Raw genomic sequence first — 17,925 nt, 5'->3', positions numbered from 1 at the left:
GCAGCAGACACTTTTCGAAACACTGCCTGATTACGTTTCAGGCAGTGTTTTTGCATTGGGGCTCCCGTCTGGGAGCTGAGCTCTCTGCCGCGACGTCTCACTCGAACGCGTTCGCAGTCAGTGCGGGGTGGATGATGCTGACTCGATGGACGCGTTGCTGATGTTAGGCGGGTGAGACTGCAGGCGTTGTCAACGAGTCGGCCGTCTGGTGGCCGGCTGCTTGGGCTGCAGGAGGCGTCGGGATTCTTCGGGCGACTTTCCGGTGATCCGCGTGATGTTCTTCGCTTCGTCTTTGTACAGCACATTCAGCGGAGGTTCGAACCAGAGTGATTTCACAGGAGCAATCTGCTCCAGCTGCAGAACTTTCCACTGGTTGTCGATGAATTTCCGGAACGTTCCTGTTTGCTGAGCTTTCCCTGTCTGCAAGAATTCGGAAATGAGTTCTTCTTCCCTCTTCATGTCATCTGAATCATAAATGCAGTCAGATCCGCTTTCGGGATAGAACAGGCCATTGCCGTAATCCCGGAGAGGTCCGAACTCGCAGACAAGTCTGCTTTGAAGTCCTTCCGGCAACGCGACAGGGACCGTTTGATTGTTGTAGATCAATTGAGAGTGATTCTCGATCCTCACCGGCAGGCAGCGATCTCCTTGAGACAGCCAGACTTTGATCATTCCTTGATACATTGCCTTTCCCGGAAGATTCTTTAACGTCAACGTGGAATCGCTGTGGGTCTGAATTATGACGACGTAACACGGAGTGCCAGCACAATCTTCCGTGCCGATGACCTTCCAGTCCGGACGGTGGGCATCAGTTAAATCCTGAAGTAGCACCGTTCCCCAAGGGTTAAAGCCTTCCTTTCGATCCCAGCCTCGCCCCATGCTCAAGTAGGGAGCTGGGCATGGACCGAGTCTTTCGTAATTCCGGAAGACCTCATAAAGTCCTTGATTCGCCAGTGTCCCCTTCAAGAAAGTGGCGCACACGATGTCCCCCTGAGGTCGTACGCATACGGTACTGCCTTCGTGTTGAAGTAAGGTCTGCTGAGTGAGGGGGACGCGGGAAGAGGTGAAGCCTTCCCACCACGGTTCCTGCGGTCGCGATTGTGTGACAACTCGTATCTGGCAGTGTTCGTCGCTCACGAAGATTTCATGGAACTGGGCCATAATATAATGTGGCTTGTTGGCTTCGAGCCCGGCATCCTTCAGAGTCGCAATGACAACATGAACGGAGTCAGGATTGGGGATCGAAGCGTGGAACCGGCGATGCAGTTCTTCTGCGCTCGGCAGCGGTTCATCCGCGGCAAGGCTAGCGGTCACTGCGTAACTCCAGAACAGCGAGCAGAAAATCAGCCTCAGCCAGACCCGACTTTGAAGCAGCCCGTGATTGTACGTCGAACGCATTGCCCTACACCTTGCTGGAGACCACAACGAGTGCGCAGCAACTCAGGCAGCCCATTCCCCGCCCAGGCCCTCCAATAAACTCCGCCCGACGTCAGGGTGCTCAGATCAGTTGCCCTCATCACCGCACCGGTAAGTGGAATTCATTCTGCAATACCCCGGCGGCAAAAACAAGAAAGCCCCCGGGATCACCGGGGGCTTTGCAGGGGGGATTGGAGCAGCCTGTCGCGAGTTCAGGCAGGTGTGGCGTGATACAGAGGGAGGCCGGGGTTTAATGTCCATGCATGTCCAAAACCGGAATGCTCTAGCGAGTTGGACGTCTGGTGGCCGGCTGCTTGGGCTGCAGGAGGCGTCGGGATTCTTCGGGCGACTTTCCGGTGATCCGCGTGATGTTCTTCGCTTCGTCTTTGTAAATCACATTCAGAGGGGGCTCGATCCAGAGTGATTTCACAGGAGCAATCTGCTCCAGCTGCAGAACTTTCCACTCGGTGCTATATTCTATCCGGTTGGGGGGAGTTAGCCGTATCTTTCCAGTTTGGAGATACTCGGTCACCAACTCGTCCGGGCTCGGGCTCTTGTTGCCCACGTGAAGGGCGTCTGATCCTTCTTCCGGATAAAAAAAGCCGTTGCCAAAGTCGCGCAGGGGCCCGAACTCGCAGGTCAATGAGGGAGAAGGATCTCCTTGCCACTCGACCGGAATCTGTTGTCCGTTATAAGCTAATGATGTGTGATATTCAATTTTCAAAGGAAGGCAGCGTTCTCCCTGTGAGAACCACACCTTGTAATTCTCGATATACCGAGCCTCGCCGGGGTGTTTCTTTAATTTGAATCCAGCGGCTTGAGATTGAATTGTGACAACGTAGGTTGGTGTGTTGCGATACGTGTCGATTCCGGCAACTTTCCAGTCGGGGCGATAGCTGTTAATCAAGCTTTGGAGTAATTGAGATCCCCAACGGCTAAAGTCTTTCTTGCGTGTCCATTGGCGTCCGTAGCTTAAGTAGGGGTCTGGGCAAAAGTTCGCTTCACGAACGCCCCTGAAGACGGAATAGACTCCTTGGTATTCCGGCCCTGTCTTGTAAAAAGTTGCGCAAACAAGTTCTCCCTGAGGCCTGATACAGACTGTTATGCCTTCGTGTTGAAGCAATGTGTTCTGGGTCAGCGGCACGCGGGAGGGTGTAAATCCTTCCCACCAGATTTCCTGCGGTTGCTCCGTCTTCTGGAGGTGAGCGTCCCATCGCATCTGACAACTGTCGCCGCTCAAAAAGAATTCGTGAAACCGGATGAGAATCTCTGGTGGTTTGGCGGCGTCAGTTAGTTTGACAAGTCGGCTCGCGATCACAGCATGAACGGAGTCAGGGTTGGGGATCGAGGCGAAAAACCGGCGGTGCAGTTCTTCTGCGCTCGGCAGCGGTTCATCCGCGGCAAGGCTGGCGGTCGCTGCATAAGTCCCGAGCAGCCAGCAGAAAATCAGCCTCAGCCAGGCCCGACTTTGAAGCAGCCCGTGATTGTACGTCGAACGCATTGCCCTACACCTTGCTGGGGACCACAACGAGTGCGCAGCAACTCAGGCAGCCCATTCCCCGCCCGGGCCCTCAGATGAACTCCGCCCGAAGTCAGGGTGCTCAGATCAGTTGCCCTCATCACCGCACCGGTAAGTGGAATTCATTCTGCAAAACCACGGCGGCAAAAACAAGAAAGCCCCCGGGGATGGCCGGGGGCTTTGCAAATCGAATTTATGCTGCTGTGAAAGGATCTCTCTGTCGTGCCTCATGTGAGGGTTAAGCTCTCACGAGGTCGAGCAGAGATTGTTCACACATCTTAGTACATGTCGCCGTCACCGCCGGCGGGAGCTTTCTTCCCCTTCTCCGGCTTTTCTGCGATCAGGGCATCGCTGGTGAGCAGCAGGGTCGCCACGCTCGAAGCGTTCTGCAGAGCGGTGCGGGTCACCTTCACCGGATCGATGACGCCGGCCTTGACCAGGTCTTCGTACGTGTCGGTGGCGGCGTTGTAGCCTTCGTTCCCCTTCTTTTCGCTCACCTTTTCACAGATCACAGCGCCGTCGACGCCGGCGTTGTTGGCGATCTGGGTCAGCGGAGCGCGGCAGGCGCGGGTGATGATGTCCCAGCCGACTGACTCACCCTGAGTCAGCTTCCCGGCGTCGACCGAGGTCGATGCGCGGAGCAGGGCGACGCCCCCACCCGGGAGGATCCCTTCTTCAACGGCAGCACGGGTGGCGTGCAGCGCGTCTTCCACGCGGGCCTTCTTTTCCTTCATTTCGGATTCGGTGGCGGCTCCGACGTTCACCTGAGCGACACCGCCCGACAGCTTGGCGATCCGCTCTTCGAGCTTCTCGCGGTCATAGTCGCTGCTGCTGCCTTCCATCTCCCGCTTGATCTGTTCGATCCGGGACTTGATGTCGGCGGTCTTGCCGGCACCTTCGATGAGAGTGCAGTTGTCCTTGTCGATGACCACCTTCTTCACGCGACCGAGGTCGGAGAGCTGCAGGTTGTCGAGCTTGATTCCCAGGTCTTCAAAGATCGCCTGGCCGCCGCACATAATGGCGATGTCCTGCAGCATCGCCTTGCGGCGATCACCGTAGCCGGGAGCTTTCACAGCTGCGATCTTGAACGTCCCGCGGAGCTTATTGATCACGAGGGTTGCCAGAGCTTCCCCTTCCACGTCTTCCGCGATGATCAGCAGCGGCTTGCCGGAGTTCACGACCTTTTCGAGAACCGGGACTAGTTCCTTGATGTTGCTGATCTTCTTCTCGTGGATGAGCACATAAGCGTCTTCGAGGACGCATTCCATGCTCTGGGAGTCGGTCACGAAGTACGGAGAGAGGTAACCGCGATCGAACTGCATCCCTTCGACCACTTCGAAGTCGGTCTGCAGGGACTTGCCTTCTTCGACGGTGATCACGCCGTCCTTGCCGACCGCTTCCATGGCGTCCGCGAGGATCTTGCCGATGGTGTCATCGCCGTTGGCGGCGACGGTGCCGACCTGGGCAATGGCCTTTTTGTCACGGCAGGGGATGGCCATTTCTTTCAGCTTGGCGGTGACGGCGGCGACAGCCTTGTCCATCCCGCGCTTCATCTCGAGCGGGCTGACCCCGGAGACGACAGCCTTGAGGCCTTCGTTGTAGATCGCTTCCGCCATGATGGTGGCGGTGGTGGTTCCGTCGCCGGCGACGTCGCTGGTCTTGCTGGCGACTTCGCGCACCATGCGGGCGCCCATGTCTTCGAACTTGTCAGAGAGTTCGATTTCGCGGGCCACGGTGACGCCGTCCTTGGTGACGGTCGGCGAGCCGAAGCTCTTTTCAAGAATAACGTTTCGTCCTTTGGGTCCGAGCGTCACGCGCACTGCTTTGGCGAGCTTGCTGACGCCCCGCCGCATGGCTTCCTGTGCTTCCTGATCGAAAGCAATCATCTTGGCCATTGGTCAATTCTCCGAGGAATATAGGATGTAGGTTTTTGGAAATCGGGGATGAGGAGAGGGTGAGGCGAAGTCAGTGAACGGGCAGCATTCCTGACTTCTGGTTCCTGCCCCCTGAACCCTCTGATACTAGTAAGTGCAGAGAATGTCGCTCTCGCGGAGCAGCAGGTACTCTTCATCGCCAACCTTGATCTCGTCGCCGGCGTAAGAGCTGAAGATCACGCGATCGCCGGCCTTCACCGTCAGGGCGACCTTGCTGCCGTCGTCCTTGGTGTGGCCATCGCCAATGGCGATCACTTCACCGCGCTGCGGGCGGTCTTTGGCGGAATCGGGAAGAACGATTCCCCCGGCGGTCACGGATTCGGCTTCCTGCCGCTTCAGCAGCACTTTGTCTCCCAGTGGGATGATCTTCGTCGTCTTGGATTTCTTCGCTTCAGCCTTTGCCATCTCTACCTGCTCCTGGACTCCGGAATGCATCCTGTGAAGGATGGGGTTGTTCTCTGTTTCTTCGTGCTCGGAGAATCTGTAGGGCGTTTGGTCTGCCCGGACGTACCGCGAGCCGTCAATCGATCAAGAGGGCATAACAAACGCCATGCCGTGTTTGCCGGCAACTCGTAACATGTTATGGGTAAATCACATGCGTTGCGATTGCGGAGTGCGCTGCAGCCCATTTTGGCTGACGGAACGGCCCGCTTTCTCAGGTTTGCCTGCCAAAGAGGCAGGGTCCGTCAGTCGACCCCCTGTTCCCGAGGCAGGGGCTGTGCTGCATGGCACGGAAAGATGAAGGGCCGCGAGCGGACCCTGAAGCCTGTCGCAGGACGCCCGGTCAGGGAGGCTCAAGAGGACCAGACGCACGCAATTTGTGACGGTCACTGGTCACCGTTCTTAGGGTCCGCAGGATGAAGTTCCAACGTGGTGCGGGCCCCAGCAGGAGTGGTCCGCTATTCTGGCCGAGCAGGCTTTTTGATCTTCCCGGTCAGATTGAAGTTGGCTTCGTTTCCGCCGGGCTGCACGTCGAAAGTCAGGGTCGTCCGCTCGTTGTATTCCGCAGGGACCAGTTCCGGACGACGGTACATTTCAAACGTCGAGATCAACACTTTATGTGGTCCGAGCAGGCAACCGCTCTGGCTGCGCGTGTGCCGCAGCACAAACTTTCCTTCCTGGTCGGTGTAAGCCTCCGACGGACGCCCGTTCGCGGGGATAAACGAAACGCTCGCTTCGGTGAGGGGTTGACCATCAAGTGTCACCTGTCCATGCACTTCTGCGGTGACAGGGCCCTGTTTGCAGCCGGAGAAACCGAGGGCGATGGTGATCAGTGCGGTTGCTGTCCAGATCCTGCGGTCCATTCGGCAGACTTTCCGGGCTTGGAGGCCTCTTTCTGATGGAGGTTGCTCCTGGAGTGATGTTCTTGGCTCGCGAATCTCGGACTCGGTTCCAGGGGGCTGCGTCATCTCTACGGTCCCCGTGTGGCGGCTGTAACCGCGAGGAGTTTGTGAGATCAAAAATACTCGCGACGGGCCCGGGAAGGCTGTCCGCGGCAGGGTCGGTTCCCATCAAGACTGAGGAATCAGATTCGCCCAAGTGGATTCGCGCCTGTGGGATCCATCCTGGTTCAGCGGTGCGACCGGCAGCGGGAACAGCCTCGCCGAATGTTCTTTTCTGTCCTCCGCGCTCCCCGGATTTCACGTGATGAAAGGGCGGGTCCGGGTGACGGAAACAGGGTCACCATGGTCAGATCCCCGGAGGGATCACCAGGGAATTAAAACTCTCCACTGACGGGCAGTCCGTCGGCGATTGAAAACAGCCGCTGATACAACCCATAGCCGGCGCCCCCGTTCTCTCTGTCGTAGGGGTTCGTTGCGTAGTTCGACCACTTGGTGTTTTGGACGTTCTCGCTAATGAAGCGGACGGACCCGTCAGCCAGCACGAACTGGGCCCCTCCTTCATGGAGGCTGTGGAACGACTGGTCGGCGGCCTGATTGGTGGCCGGTCCGGGCAGCTTGGCATCAACAATCGGATTGAGGGTTAACTCGCCGATCGACATACAGCATTCCGTAACGTTACTGGGAAGCGCGGTTGCGGGATCAATCGCCCCGTACAGCGAGGGATAAACCGACGTGATCCAGGTGCTTTCGCCGACAAGAATCGTGTTGGATGTTCCATCGGTCAGATCCCGCAGCAGATGGCAGCTGTCTTCGAGGAAGATGCCGTTCCGGCGATCCAGATTCGAGTTGATATTCCCATAGCCCTTATAGCTGCCGGCGTTTCCTTTGTAATTCGTTGTCGCCTGGCTGGCGATGAAACCCTTCTGACCAGCGGTTCCCCGGTCATATTGGGCCGGTCCGATGTCGGTTGGGCAGCGAGCCCATCCCAGTGCGGTCTGTGCGACCTGGGCGTTTTTCACCGATTGGGGATAATCTGAGTTGCTGATCGGATAGTTGAAGTCAAAGCTATTGAAGACCGCGGCGCTGTCGATTTGTGGAAGGATCGCCGCTGTCCACGAGAAGCCTTTGTTATTACGAGAGGCGCCGATCGGGAACGTGCCGTGCACTTCGAGATAGTTATGAATCGCCAGACCGATCTGCTTCAAGTTATTCTTGCATTGACTCCGTCGGGCAGCTTCCCGTGCCTGCTGGACTGCCGGAAGCAGCAGCGCGATCAGGACGGCAATGATGGCAATGACCACGAGAAGTTCAATCAGGGTGAATCCCTGTCGAGCGGTTTGACGAGGCATTTGAACTCCTGGGGCATGTCAGCGGGAAGGGATGGCTACCTGGTTTGAGCACCAAGGTAATCATTACTAGATGTGTAGTTTTTAAGTGAGATTTCAATGCTTGTCAACAAGAGTGTCACTCGGGGTTGTCAGGCCGCCTGTTAAGGATTGAGACGATAACGGAGTTGCATCAACGCGATTTGATGGAGAAGCAGGGCTCGATCCGGTCAGAATCACTCTGGAAGCTGGTCGATATCGTCTTGGTCATTTGACGTTTGATTCCCCGTCCTCACCTCGCGGACATCAGCAATTCTCCTGACGAACCGCTTGCTGCGCGGGAATTGGAAAGAGCACCCTGCCGCTCCGTGCCGGTGAAATTCAGGCGAGGAGCGATCGCTCAGTTTTCTCCAAAAGGGTCTACGCACGAACTCGTTCACGAACCGGCCTGACTCGAATGGGTTGGTCCTTGTTCAAATCACTGGGGCAGGTCGGGCGATCTGCATCTCGAACGTGGAACGCCGGTCGCCACTGCAGCGTGGAGACGAGGGGAACAACTTTCAACGTGATTGTGGTTGTTGAGGCAGAAGCCGAACCGTACAGTGGCCGGGCTTCCCTAGGAGGAAGCGTCCATCGTGAATTTGTTTCCCCACCCCGCCAGTCCCGGACCGACTCCACACAGCCCCGTGGAAACCGGACCCTATCAGGTGTGACGATGAAGATGATCTTCTCCCGCTGTTCTCTCCTCGCCTGGTCCTTCCTCGTGTGTGGTCTGCTGGCCGCCGCGACTCCGGCATCCGCGCAAACGCGTGGATTGGTCTACGCCCACCGTGGCGGTGCAGCGGAATTTGAAGAAAACACACTCGCCGCCTTCCAGGGAAGCTATGAACGGGGGCTGCGGGGATTCGAAACTGACATCCGGATGACGAAGGATGGCGAACTGGTCATCCTGCACGATGACAAGCTCGATCGCACCCATCTCGCCACGGGGCCGGTCGAACAGAAAACGGCTGCGGAACTGCGGAGCATCACCAGCAAAGGGGGACAGCCGGTGCTGATGCTCGACGACCTGTTCACGTTCCTCGCCGACAAGCCGGGAATCTACCTCGAACTGGAGATGAAGACCCGCAACCGCGACCTCTATCCCGACGACCGTCTCGAGGAGTATTGCCGGAAGTTGCATGCGGCGGTTCAGGCCCGCCAGCCGGAGGGCTCGTTCTACCTCTGCACCTCATTCGACGAGCGGCCCCTGAAGCTACTGAAGCAGATCGACCCCAACGCCGATCTGCTGCTCATTCGCAGCGCTCCGTGTTCGAAAGAGTTCGTCCAGAGGGCACAGGAACTCGGAATCAAGCGAATTGGCTGTGTGATGGAAGGGACCTCACGCGCGAACGTACGCGAAGCTCAGAAAGCAGGAATGTGGGTCAATGGCTGGCCGGGACGGACGCTGCAGGATTATCACCTGGCGGTCGGATTGGGCTTCGATGGGATCTGCACCGATATTCCTGTCGCTGTCGAAGCGTTTCGTGCGAAGGTGAAGTAGCACCGGTTGCTCCATCCGGTGCCTGATCGGCTCCCCTTCGTCATCGTTGCACTTCAATAGAAGCGGAGCCTCCCTACGATCGAAACGGAGGGGCTGTTGGAACTTTCAGAAAGGACTCAACGGGACCGGAGAAAGCGGAGGCCCCGCTGTCTGCGGTCGCTCAGGCCTCAGGGTGTCTGCGAGCACAGCGGGGAAAGAATCTGCTTTATTGCGGGGCAATCTGCTCGGGATCCGGGTCGGTGTCGGACGGTTTCTCCCCGGCGGTCGATCTGCTCAGCATCTGTCCCCAGGTGAAGTAGTGAAAGACCAGACAGAGGGGGACCGCCAGAATCAACGCCATCAGGATCTGGGCGGAGATAGGGAGAATCATCATCACCAGCAGCAGGAAGGCGCCCCCCAGGCCGAGCATCAGGAAGAGCGCCAGATAGGTGGCGCCCGCCTGCTCGGTCTGGTTGGACTTGGGTTGCCGCGGCAGGCGGGGGGTCATGCAATCACTCCCTGCTTGATCAGGTCATTCAGCTTCTGGTCGCGGTAAAAGAAGCCATCCTCCAGATGATCATTGATCTTAGACTCGGTCAGCAGGAAGCCGAGCAGTCCGCCGGGCAGCTGGTACTCCACGCGCTCCCGCAGGATGACCCCTGTTCCGGTCGGTTCGTAAATGTGCGAGTGCATCCAGGCTTTCATGGGACCGGTCACCTGCTGCTCCACCACCAGCTTTGCGTGTTCGAATTGCGCGATCCGGTGAGTGGACTTCACCACCTGGCCCATCGTGACGATCTGGAAATCGAGCTGGCTCCCCGCCGCGAGCACGTCCGGAGCGGACGTGAATTTGATTCCCAGATCGGGTCGCGTCACCCGGACGATGTTCGCCGGCCGGGCCAGAAAGTCAAACAGGGCGGTAGCGGAGCAGGGGAATTCGACTTCGTATTCGAGGAGTGGCATGGCACGGGCGATCACGGGGAAAGGACAGAATGGGTGACATGGTCACCATAGCATTCCCGCTGCACGCTGTTTAGAGCAGGTTGCGGTTTCCGGTGCCGGCGCCATCGGGATCCCCTTGGAGGACGGATCTGCGCGTTGTTTGCGTAAAACCCTTCTTGACGACTTTTCAATCGCAGAGGAGGATGCGGGAAACCGGCTTTTCCTCCGTCGTTCACAAGGTGACCACCATGAGCATTTTGTCTGATTTCAAGAAATTCGCGCTGCGTGGCAACCTGATCGACATGACGGTCGGCTTCACGGTCGGGGCTGCGTTTACCACCATCGCCAAGTCGCTGGTGACTGACATTGTGATGCCCCCCATCGGACTGGCGCTCGGTCGAACCGACTTCTCCAACCTGTTCTGGACCATCTCCACGAAGGAGGGGAGCCCCGGGCCATTCAATTCCATTCAGGCGGCGAATGCGGCGGGGGCTGTGACCATTAACTATGGTCTGTTCCTCAACAGCCTGATCACGTTCGCGATGATTACCGTGGTGATGTTCCTGCTGATTCGTTTGATGAACAGGCTGGAAGAAAAGCTGGAATATCCGTTCGGAGGTCGGCCCAAAGAAGACGAGCCGAGCGACAAGAAATGTCCCTTCTGCATTTCGACCATTCCCTATAAGGCCACACGCTGTCCCAACTGCACGTCGGAACTGAGTGCCGCCAGTACTTGAAACAGACTGGTCACTCCACCCGTAGCAATCAAAGGATTGCGCGACCTCGTTGCCGGGAACCGGATTGCGATGCGAAAAGAAAAAACGCCCTGATCCACACGGGATCAGAGCGTTTTGAAGATCGGCGCACGCCACTGTTTACTCGCGGCCGGCGGTAAATTCTTCGTAGACCTTTTCGATCTGCGCCTTGTCGGTGTTGTCACCGTGCACCCACAGGCCGAAGCGGAAGCGGATCGGCTCCCCTTTCTTCAGTGTGTAGGGCTTCTTCTCCCGGGCATCTTTTCCCTTTTCCGAATAGGAACCTTCACCGAACGGGTTGATGGCGAACAGCCCGTAATCGCGAACGTGGTACCGCGAGGCCCACGGATTCTTCGGGTCGTCCATCACGGTCACGCCGAGTGACTGGCCATCCACGGGACCGTTGTAGTCAATCCAGCGGGCCGGCTTGCCCCACGACTTGGAAGCTCCTTCGACCCCTTCTGACGAAATGACCGGGCCGCCTCCATCGTTCTCCCGCATGCTGTTGGGCAGACGGACGGCGAACATCCCTTCCTTGGTGTCGTTCAGAATGATGTCTTCTCCCCCAGCGGAGAGGGTCACGTCGTAAGCCAGCAGGCGGTCCCCGTACAGCGAAACCGTGGTGGTTTCGATCAGGGCCGGCTCTTCGCTCTTGTCCTTCAGCCAGTGATTGGTGACTTTGAAGACAGCCGGGTTCCCCTTGGCTTTGATGATTTCCACCTTCTGGGTGGCCACTTTGCCGATCTCGGCCCAGTAGTTCACGCCGCCAACTTCATCGAGGGTGAACCAGACCCCTTTGTGGTGCACGTGGTCATAGTATTCCGGCTTCTTGCGGTCTTTGACCTTCGAGGGGTTGTCGTTGATCATGCGGGTCACCACGGCGGCCAGCGGAGCGACATCCGAGCGGCGGATCCACCCTTTTTTGTCCGCGATCCACAGCCAGTCCCCTTCGATCTTGCCGACTTCCAGCACGTCACCGTATTTCACGGTCTCGCCCGGTTCCTTCCCGACTTTCAGCTGGGATTCTTCAGCAGCGACAAAGACCTTGCGGCCCGGATCCCATTCGTCTGACGAAGGCTCGGCTTTGTCGAGCAGTTCGAGCGCCCCGGGGGCGACGAGCGGTTGGAAGAAGGGCTTCTGACGGTCCGGCGAATAGCGATAGACCGTGAAGACCTCGCCATCGATTGTCGCCTTGACACTATGCTGCCCCTGCTTGAGCTCGACTTCAGCACCAAGACAGAGCGAAGCAAACGTGCTGCACAGTACGATCCAGCAGCCGGAGAATCTCATCGAGCACCCTTTCACTAACAGGTAAGAATCACCCACTTCGCATGAGCATAGCGAACGGGGTGGGGGTTGCGGTACTGGAGCGGGGGCGCGGCTCCTGCCTCAGCGAATATAGGTCGGAGCAACCCCTTGCAGGGAGCGCGCCACGTCCTCGCAGACTTCCAGTGTTTTGGCCTGCAGCGGGGGCTCGTTGAGGGTGTTCAGATTCCCCTCGAACTGCTCCAGGCTGGAGGCTCCCAGAATCACGCAATCCGCCGGGGAGTGTTTCAAGAGCCAGTTGAGCGACAGGCTGACCAGCGATCGCTGCTCCTCCTGGGCTGCGGCCGCCAGACGGGACACTGCGTCAAAATTCTCGGGCAACCAGTAACGGCTCTGGTAGGCCGCGTTCTTGTCGAAGCGGGTCCCGGTGGGAGGGGCCGCACTCGCACTGGTGTGCTTTCCGGTCAGGAGGCCCCCGGCCAACGGATTGTAAACCGCAGTCGCGATGCCGATCTGCTTTGCCATCGGAATGAATTCAGCGTCCAGTCGCCGGGCGAGCAGGTTGTACATCGGCTGGGCGATTGCGACCGGAACCAGTTTCTTCGTCTCAGCCAGCCAGCGCATCTGCACCACCTGCCACGCTGCGTAGTTGGACACCCCTAGTGCACGGATCTTCCCCTGACGATGCAGATCGGTCACCGCCGACAGAGATTCTTCAATGGGCGTTTTGTGGTCCGGAGCATGCAGATAGTAAATGTCGACGTAGTCGGTCTGCAGGCGACGCAGACTGTTCTCCACCTGATACATGATCGTCTTGCGGGAGAGTCCCTGATCCAGCGGCTCGGTTCCCATGGCGATGCCGACCTTCGTCGCCAGCACGACCTGTTCGCGACGACCCTTCAGAAGCCGGCCGGTCATCTCTTCCGACGCACCTTTGTTGTAGACGTTCGCCGTGTCAACAAAATTGATCCCCCGCTCCAGTGCCACTGAAAGCATGGACGCTGCCGTCTCTTCATTGACCTGCGAGCCGAAGGTCATCGTCCCCAGGCAGACGCGTGAGACCGGTTGGTGAATGCCCAGAATCGTCACTGTTTCCATGAATCTCCCGCACCTTTCCGAGATTGAATCGATTCGACTTCCGTCCACAACATTGTTGCCGCCGCCGACTCCAGCCCGGTGCTCCGCTGCCCGGCCCGGAGGCGCTGAAATTGCAGGGAAGTGTCACCGCCCCGACGCTCCGGACGCCTCCATCATCATTTCGCAGTCCTGCCTGCCCCGCAATCAGGTTTTCTGCATTTCTCCCGTCGGGTGCTGTTCGCCGAAGCTGGAACAGTGTGCGCCCCGGGGACTCGCTGTCGGGCATCTGGTGTCTCCGTCTGCGCCGCGCGGAGGTCAGCATTTCACCGTCCGAAATGCTGGCGGTACGGGCACTCGAACGAGCAACCTGCTCTAATCCGGAATGAACTGGCGGAGATAGGCGACACTCTCCCGCGCCCAGCGTTTTTCCAATTCAATTGACTCTTTCAATGTTGCTTGTGGGGGCGGCCAAAGTTCCAGAATCGCATTGGGATCTCGTCCCAGTTCCCGCAGCCGTGTCAGCAGTGGCGGGATTTTCAACTGCCCCTGACCCGCCGCCCGGCCTTCACACAGAAAGCCTTTGTTATGGGCCATGCGGAAGATCTCGTAGTCCTTGATGTGCAGGTTGATGATGTGCGGCCCCAGCACCTCCAGCACCCGCTCCGCGCTTTCAATGCAGCCAATGGAGTTGGCGGTGTCGTACACAATCCCGATGTGTCGGCCGCCGACTTCCTCCAGAATTCTCAGCAGCGTGGGTGAGTCGAACCGGTCATGATTTTCGATTCCGAAGATTACATCCGCCCGTTCAAACTCGGGGCGAAATCGCTGCAGCCGTTTGATTGCTTCTTCCGGTGTCGGATGGTCTCCCGGAGAGTCGAGGACCACCCGCAGGAAGGGAGATTGAAAACGCTGTGCCAGCTGCAGCCAGGTCCGAATCCGTTCCAGCTGTAGTCCCGAGGTGCCGATCTCGAGGTCAATCTGCAAGCTGCGAGCTTGATCCGCCAACCGGTCGAGGTCGTTTGTGGAGAGCTGATCGAGCGGGAAATTGTCGGCGATCTGCACCACGCCCAACCCCAGTTCCGCCGCGGCTTGCAGAACATCTGCGGGGGTCATCTGCTTTTCCGGCTGCGGATAGCCCGGCACACCGACAGCCCAGACAAACGTGTAGGAGCTGATGCCGAGTCGCATGTCAGAATCCGTGAGGGCTGCAGAGGGGACTGTCTGCTGCGGCAGACGGGAGTGCTTGTGAAACGAGACCCGCAGGTCCATTCCTGTCAAGGAGGGAGCTGCACGGAGGGAGAATTGTGATCTGGTGGAAGAGAGTGTTTCGCTTTTGGATGGCCCTGTCCTCGCCACGCGGCAGTCAGCATTGCATGACGAAACCTTGGCTGCGCGGAGACTGGACAGAGCAACCTGTACTCGTTGTGGCGAGCGACGACTCAGTCGGCTTCCGGATCGAACATCAGTCCGGCCGAGTAAAAGCCTCCATCAACATTCAGGATGTGCCCCTGAATAAAACTCGATTCATCACTGGCGAGAAACAGCGCTGCTGCGGCCACTTCAACCCGTTCGCCATAGCGGTTCAACGGAATGCGATCGAGATAGGACTGCCGCGTCGCCGCCGTATGCGTTCCCGAGCTTTGGGGAGTCACGACAGGACCGGGGGAAACGGCATTCACCCGCACGCCATAGCGGGCCAGTTCGACACCCATCGTTCGGGTGAGTTGAATGACACCGGCCTTGGCGCTTCCGTAAGCGGTTCTCCCCTGGGCCCCTTTCTGTCCCGAGATCGAGGCGATATTCACAATCGAGCCTTTGCCGGCTGCGGTCATCCGCCGGGCTGCTGCCTGACTGCAGATGAATGTTCCGGTCAGGACCACGTTGAGCAGCCGGTTCCAGTCGTCGAGCGTCGTGTCGAGAAACGTCTTATTCAGTCCGACGCCTGCGTTGTTGACCAGCACGTCGATCTTGCCAAAACGTTCGAGCGTCCGCTCCATCAGCATCTCGACCTGATCGGGACGAGTGACATCGACCGTCAGTCCCAGTGCTTCGGCATCGAGATCGGAGAGTTCCTGGGCCGCGCGCTGGGCGGTGTCAGCAGCGATATCGGCGATCACCACCTGCGCCCCTTCGTCGCAGAAGACCTGCGCCATGGTGCGACCAATGCCGCTGCCTGCCCCGGTGATGATGGCTGTCTTTCCCCGGAGGCGATTGCCCTGCGGGGTCGGCTGTTCCAGTGTGTTCCGAAGCGGGCGGATGGCTTTGGGTGAGTGACCGTTGACGGCAAGCAATGTGTCCATGCTGTCTACCTGATTGCGAAAGCGTGTTGAATGACGATCGCAGCGATTTGAATAAAACGTGGTGCTGCCGATTCGCTGCAGCCGGGAACAAACAGTGATCATGTCTCAGACGCCCCGGTCTTCAGGAGCATGGCTGCCGAAGTGTGCAGTTCGAACTTGGTTCGAGCGATCGTCGTCTGAGCAGGTCGCTCTTTCCTGTGCGGGAGGAACAAGCGTTTCGTGTGATGAAATGCTCATTTCCGCCTGGCGAGAACGGGTCCATCAAAAGCGAATATGCCCTCGTGCGGGTTAACGTGTTTTCAGTCGAAGTTTGCGGACGGAGAAATGGTCATCGCCCGAAAAAACCAGGGCCATTTCCTTGCCGTCGTCACTGATCCATTTGGAAGGGAAGCAGCCCGTCTCTCCCGGACCGACATCCCAGTCATTGGTGAAATCCACGGTCGTCCAGGGGCCCCACGGTTCGGGGGCATCATAGATTCCCATGCCTCCCTGATATCGCGGGCCACGGGAGTCGGTGCTTTCCGGCTGCACGATGTACCACAGGTATCGTTTCAGCGGTGCGTTGTAGGTGATGCCGCTGCGATAGCATCGTCCGGGGAAACTGAACACATGGCCGCGCTGGCGGAAGTCCCGGCTCCATTGCGGCTGTTGACCGTTCATGTTGACGAAGTACTCATAGGCATTGGCATCGCGGATTCGGTCTTTGGGAACTCTCGCGAGCAGATAGCCGTCCGCATTGTCGTAAGCGGTTTCGCTGTCCATCGAATAGACGTAGACGTAGCCATCACGAGCACCGGCGTAGTCCTGACCGAAATTCAGGAACGTGGGACAGCCCATGCTTTCGGTCCATTTCCACGGAGCCCAGGTCCAGGACTGTCCTAGATCGGAGGACCAGGCGAGTTGCGAATTGCCGGCGTTGCGGGCGATGAGATAAATCACCCCCTCCACGCTGAGCAGTCCGCTCACCTTTTTTCCTTTGGGACCGTCACCGGGCTCTTCCAGTGTGGGGGTGCGGACATTGATTCCGGTAAAGTCATCGGGGCCGCCGGTTACTTTCACGAACCCGACGCTCAGCTTTTCTTTTACATAGGGCTTGAAGCCCTTGCCGTCGCCATAGGCGCTGTAGAGTTCGCCATCGCGGGCCCAGGTCATGGGCCAGTTGTCGGAGCCATTGGCCTCGCGCCGAATCGAGTCGACGGGAGCCCATTCCACGCCGGTGATCACTTCACTGGGGGGATAGGGGGCCGGGCCGGGATTCGCGAGGGGCTGATGTACCCATTTGGGGATCTTCCGTCCCGACGCTGCCGCTGAAGAGGGTTTGGACGAGACGGCCGCCAGCAGCGGATCGAACAGTTGATTCACGAGCACCGGAGCATGCTCTCCTTCGGCGAGCACACTACCGTTGCGGACAGCAATCAGATTAAGGCTGGGAACGATGAAGAGGACCTGATGTCCTGCTCCCGATCCCCAGATCGCATCGCCGGGCAGGTCCGGGTAGAGCTGATCGGCGTTGGTCCACCAGCCGATTCCCGCATTCCCGGGTGTTCCGGCATCGGTGGTTACGGCGGCCAGAGCCTGTGGGGAAATCAACTGCCGGCCTTCCCACTGTCCCCCCTGCGCAATCAATCGGCCGATGCGGGCCAGGGCGCGGGGGGTGATCGCTGCCCCTCCCCAGGACCCGACCAGCGGCAGGCCATCCACGGTGACCGTCTTCCCGTAGCCGATACTCCAGTCGCGCGAGGTCACGCCGATCGGCTCCATGATGCGGGTGTTCAGCAACGTTCGCACATCGGGAGTCTTCGTCGACTGCAGGGCCGCGGTGACGGCGTAGGTCAGCATCGCGATGCCCGGGTTGCTGTAGTGGTACTGCGTTCCCGGTTCGAAGAGGACCGGAACGTCATCGCGGGAGATCGTGAACGGATCACGGGGGGGCTCCAGATTTTTCCAGAACTCCCCCCGCCAGCCCTCAAGGTCGCGATGGGGGACGTTCCCCGAGTTGGCGTCGTCCAACCCGGAGGTGTGTGAGCCCAGTTGCCGCAGAGTGATGCGGGATTTCAGCGGATCATTGCGCCATTGGGGGACGAACTTCGACACAGGGTCGTCGAGATTGAGGAGTCCTTCATCAATGGCAGCGGCTGTGGCGAGTCCGGCGACGATCGCCTTGGCCAGCGATGCGGTGTAGTGGCGATCTTCAGGAGTCCGACCCTCGCCGTACCATTCGAAGATAATCCGGTCGTTCTGCACCACCAGCAGGTTGGCGGAGGTGGGGGCGATCGCATCGCGGAGGGCCTGCAGCTTCTCGCTGGAAGCGTGCTGGCTTTCGGGTGTGGCGGATTCCCATTGGAAAGGTGCAGCCGGCGCGGTGCCGGCGACGACGTTCCAGAGAACTGCAGCCAGAAATATATTTCTCAGGCTGCAGCCGGAGGAGGAGACATGCGATAGCGTACTCAATCCGGGCATGGGTCGTCTCGGGAAAGCAGTGTGGAATCCTAGAAAACCTCTCCAGCATTGATAGCAGAGAGGAGT

General features: G+C 58.6%; 15 protein-coding genes. 2 read left to right on the top strand and 13 right to left on the bottom strand.

Going from position 1 to position 17,925, the window contains the following annotated elements; genetic code table 11:
* Positions 1-189: 189 nt before the first annotated feature.
* The 6 genes from SH664x_RS00185 to SH664x_RS00160 all read right to left on the bottom strand — a co-directional run bounded on the left by SH664x_RS00185 (position 190) and on the right by SH664x_RS00160 (position 7,561).
* The gene (locus SH664x_RS00185; RefSeq protein ID WP_437203978.1) at positions 190-1,398 is read right to left on the bottom strand and encodes a hypothetical protein; all 1,209 of its coding nucleotides are present in this window, start codon (positions 1,396-1,398) and stop codon (positions 190-192) included.
* A gap of 301 nt (positions 1,399-1,699) precedes the next feature.
* On the bottom strand, positions 1,700-2,917 hold the full coding sequence (locus SH664x_RS00180; RefSeq protein ID WP_437203976.1) for a hypothetical protein: 1,218 nt from the start codon (positions 2,915-2,917) through the stop codon (positions 1,700-1,702).
* 296 nt (positions 2,918-3,213) lie between these two features.
* A complete protein-coding gene (gene groL / locus SH664x_RS00175) occupies positions 3,214-4,830 on the bottom strand; it encodes a chaperonin GroEL (RefSeq protein WP_437203974.1) in 1,617 nt (538 codons plus the stop codon).
* Between the two features lie 126 nt (positions 4,831-4,956).
* Positions 4,957-5,274 (bottom strand): co-chaperone GroES, encoded by a 318-nt coding sequence (locus tag SH664x_RS00170; RefSeq protein WP_437203972.1) that lies wholly within the window; start codon positions 5,272-5,274, stop codon positions 4,957-4,959.
* Between the two features lie 494 nt (positions 5,275-5,768).
* Positions 5,769-6,173 carry a hypothetical protein gene (locus SH664x_RS00165; protein WP_437203970.1) on the bottom strand — a complete coding sequence of 135 codons (405 nt, stop codon included), beginning with the start codon at positions 6,171-6,173 and terminating at the stop codon, positions 5,769-5,771.
* Between the two features lie 413 nt (positions 6,174-6,586).
* Complete coding sequence (locus SH664x_RS00160) at positions 6,587-7,561, bottom strand: DUF1559 family PulG-like putative transporter (RefSeq protein WP_437203968.1); 975 nt, start codon at positions 7,559-7,561, stop codon at positions 6,587-6,589.
* Positions 7,562-8,252: 691 nt separating this feature from the next.
* On the opposite strand from SH664x_RS00160, the gene SH664x_RS00155 reads away from it, so the two are divergent.
* A complete protein-coding gene (locus SH664x_RS00155; protein WP_437203966.1) occupies positions 8,253-9,080 on the top strand; it encodes a glycerophosphodiester phosphodiesterase in 828 nt (275 codons plus the stop codon).
* A gap of 205 nt (positions 9,081-9,285) precedes the next feature.
* On the opposite strand, the gene SH664x_RS00150 is transcribed toward SH664x_RS00155, so the two are convergent.
* Both SH664x_RS00150 and SH664x_RS00145 read right to left on the bottom strand, forming a co-directional pair.
* Entirely contained in the window at positions 9,286-9,567 is a 282-nt protein-coding gene (locus tag SH664x_RS00150) for a hypothetical protein (protein WP_437203964.1), read from the bottom strand.
* The gene (locus SH664x_RS00145) at positions 9,564-10,022 is read right to left on the bottom strand and encodes an SRPBCC family protein (RefSeq protein WP_437203963.1); all 459 of its coding nucleotides are present in this window, start codon (positions 10,020-10,022) and stop codon (positions 9,564-9,566) included. The genes SH664x_RS00150 and SH664x_RS00145 overlap by 4 nt, the downstream gene beginning before the upstream one ends.
* Before the next feature lie 227 nt (positions 10,023-10,249).
* On the opposite strand from SH664x_RS00145, the gene mscL reads away from it, so the two are divergent.
* Positions 10,250-10,738 carry a large conductance mechanosensitive channel protein MscL gene (gene mscL / locus SH664x_RS00140; RefSeq protein WP_437203962.1) on the top strand — a complete coding sequence of 163 codons (489 nt, stop codon included), beginning with the start codon at positions 10,250-10,252 and terminating at the stop codon, positions 10,736-10,738.
* Positions 10,739-10,876: 138 nt separating this feature from the next.
* On the opposite strand, the gene SH664x_RS00135 is transcribed toward mscL, so the two are convergent.
* The 5 genes from SH664x_RS00135 to SH664x_RS00115 all read right to left on the bottom strand — a co-directional run bounded on the left by SH664x_RS00135 (position 10,877) and on the right by SH664x_RS00115 (position 17,859).
* Entirely contained in the window at positions 10,877-12,046 is a 1,170-nt protein-coding gene (locus tag SH664x_RS00135; protein ID WP_437203960.1) for a PmoA family protein, read from the bottom strand.
* Positions 12,047-12,145: 99 nt separating this feature from the next.
* On the bottom strand, positions 12,146-13,120 hold the full coding sequence (locus SH664x_RS00130) for an aldo/keto reductase (protein WP_437203958.1): 975 nt from the start codon (positions 13,118-13,120) through the stop codon (positions 12,146-12,148).
* 351 nt (positions 13,121-13,471) lie between these two features.
* A complete protein-coding gene (locus tag SH664x_RS00125) occupies positions 13,472-14,287 on the bottom strand; it encodes a sugar phosphate isomerase/epimerase family protein (RefSeq protein ID WP_437203956.1) in 816 nt (271 codons plus the stop codon).
* Between the two features lie 251 nt (positions 14,288-14,538).
* Positions 14,539-15,399 (bottom strand): SDR family NAD(P)-dependent oxidoreductase, encoded by an 861-nt coding sequence (locus SH664x_RS00120; protein WP_437203955.1) that lies wholly within the window; start codon positions 15,397-15,399, stop codon positions 14,539-14,541.
* A gap of 288 nt (positions 15,400-15,687) precedes the next feature.
* Complete coding sequence (locus SH664x_RS00115) at positions 15,688-17,859, bottom strand: serine hydrolase (RefSeq protein WP_437203953.1); 2,172 nt, start codon at positions 17,857-17,859, stop codon at positions 15,688-15,690.
* Between the last annotated feature and the right edge of the window lie 66 nt (positions 17,860-17,925).

The sequence above is a fragment of the Planctomicrobium aquicomposti genome (assembly GCF_051466325.1).
In the GTDB taxonomy this organism is placed as follows: Bacteria; Planctomycetota; Planctomycetia; order Planctomycetales; family Planctomycetaceae; genus Planctomicrobium.
This window is presented reverse-complemented; position numbering and strand designations above follow the sequence as displayed.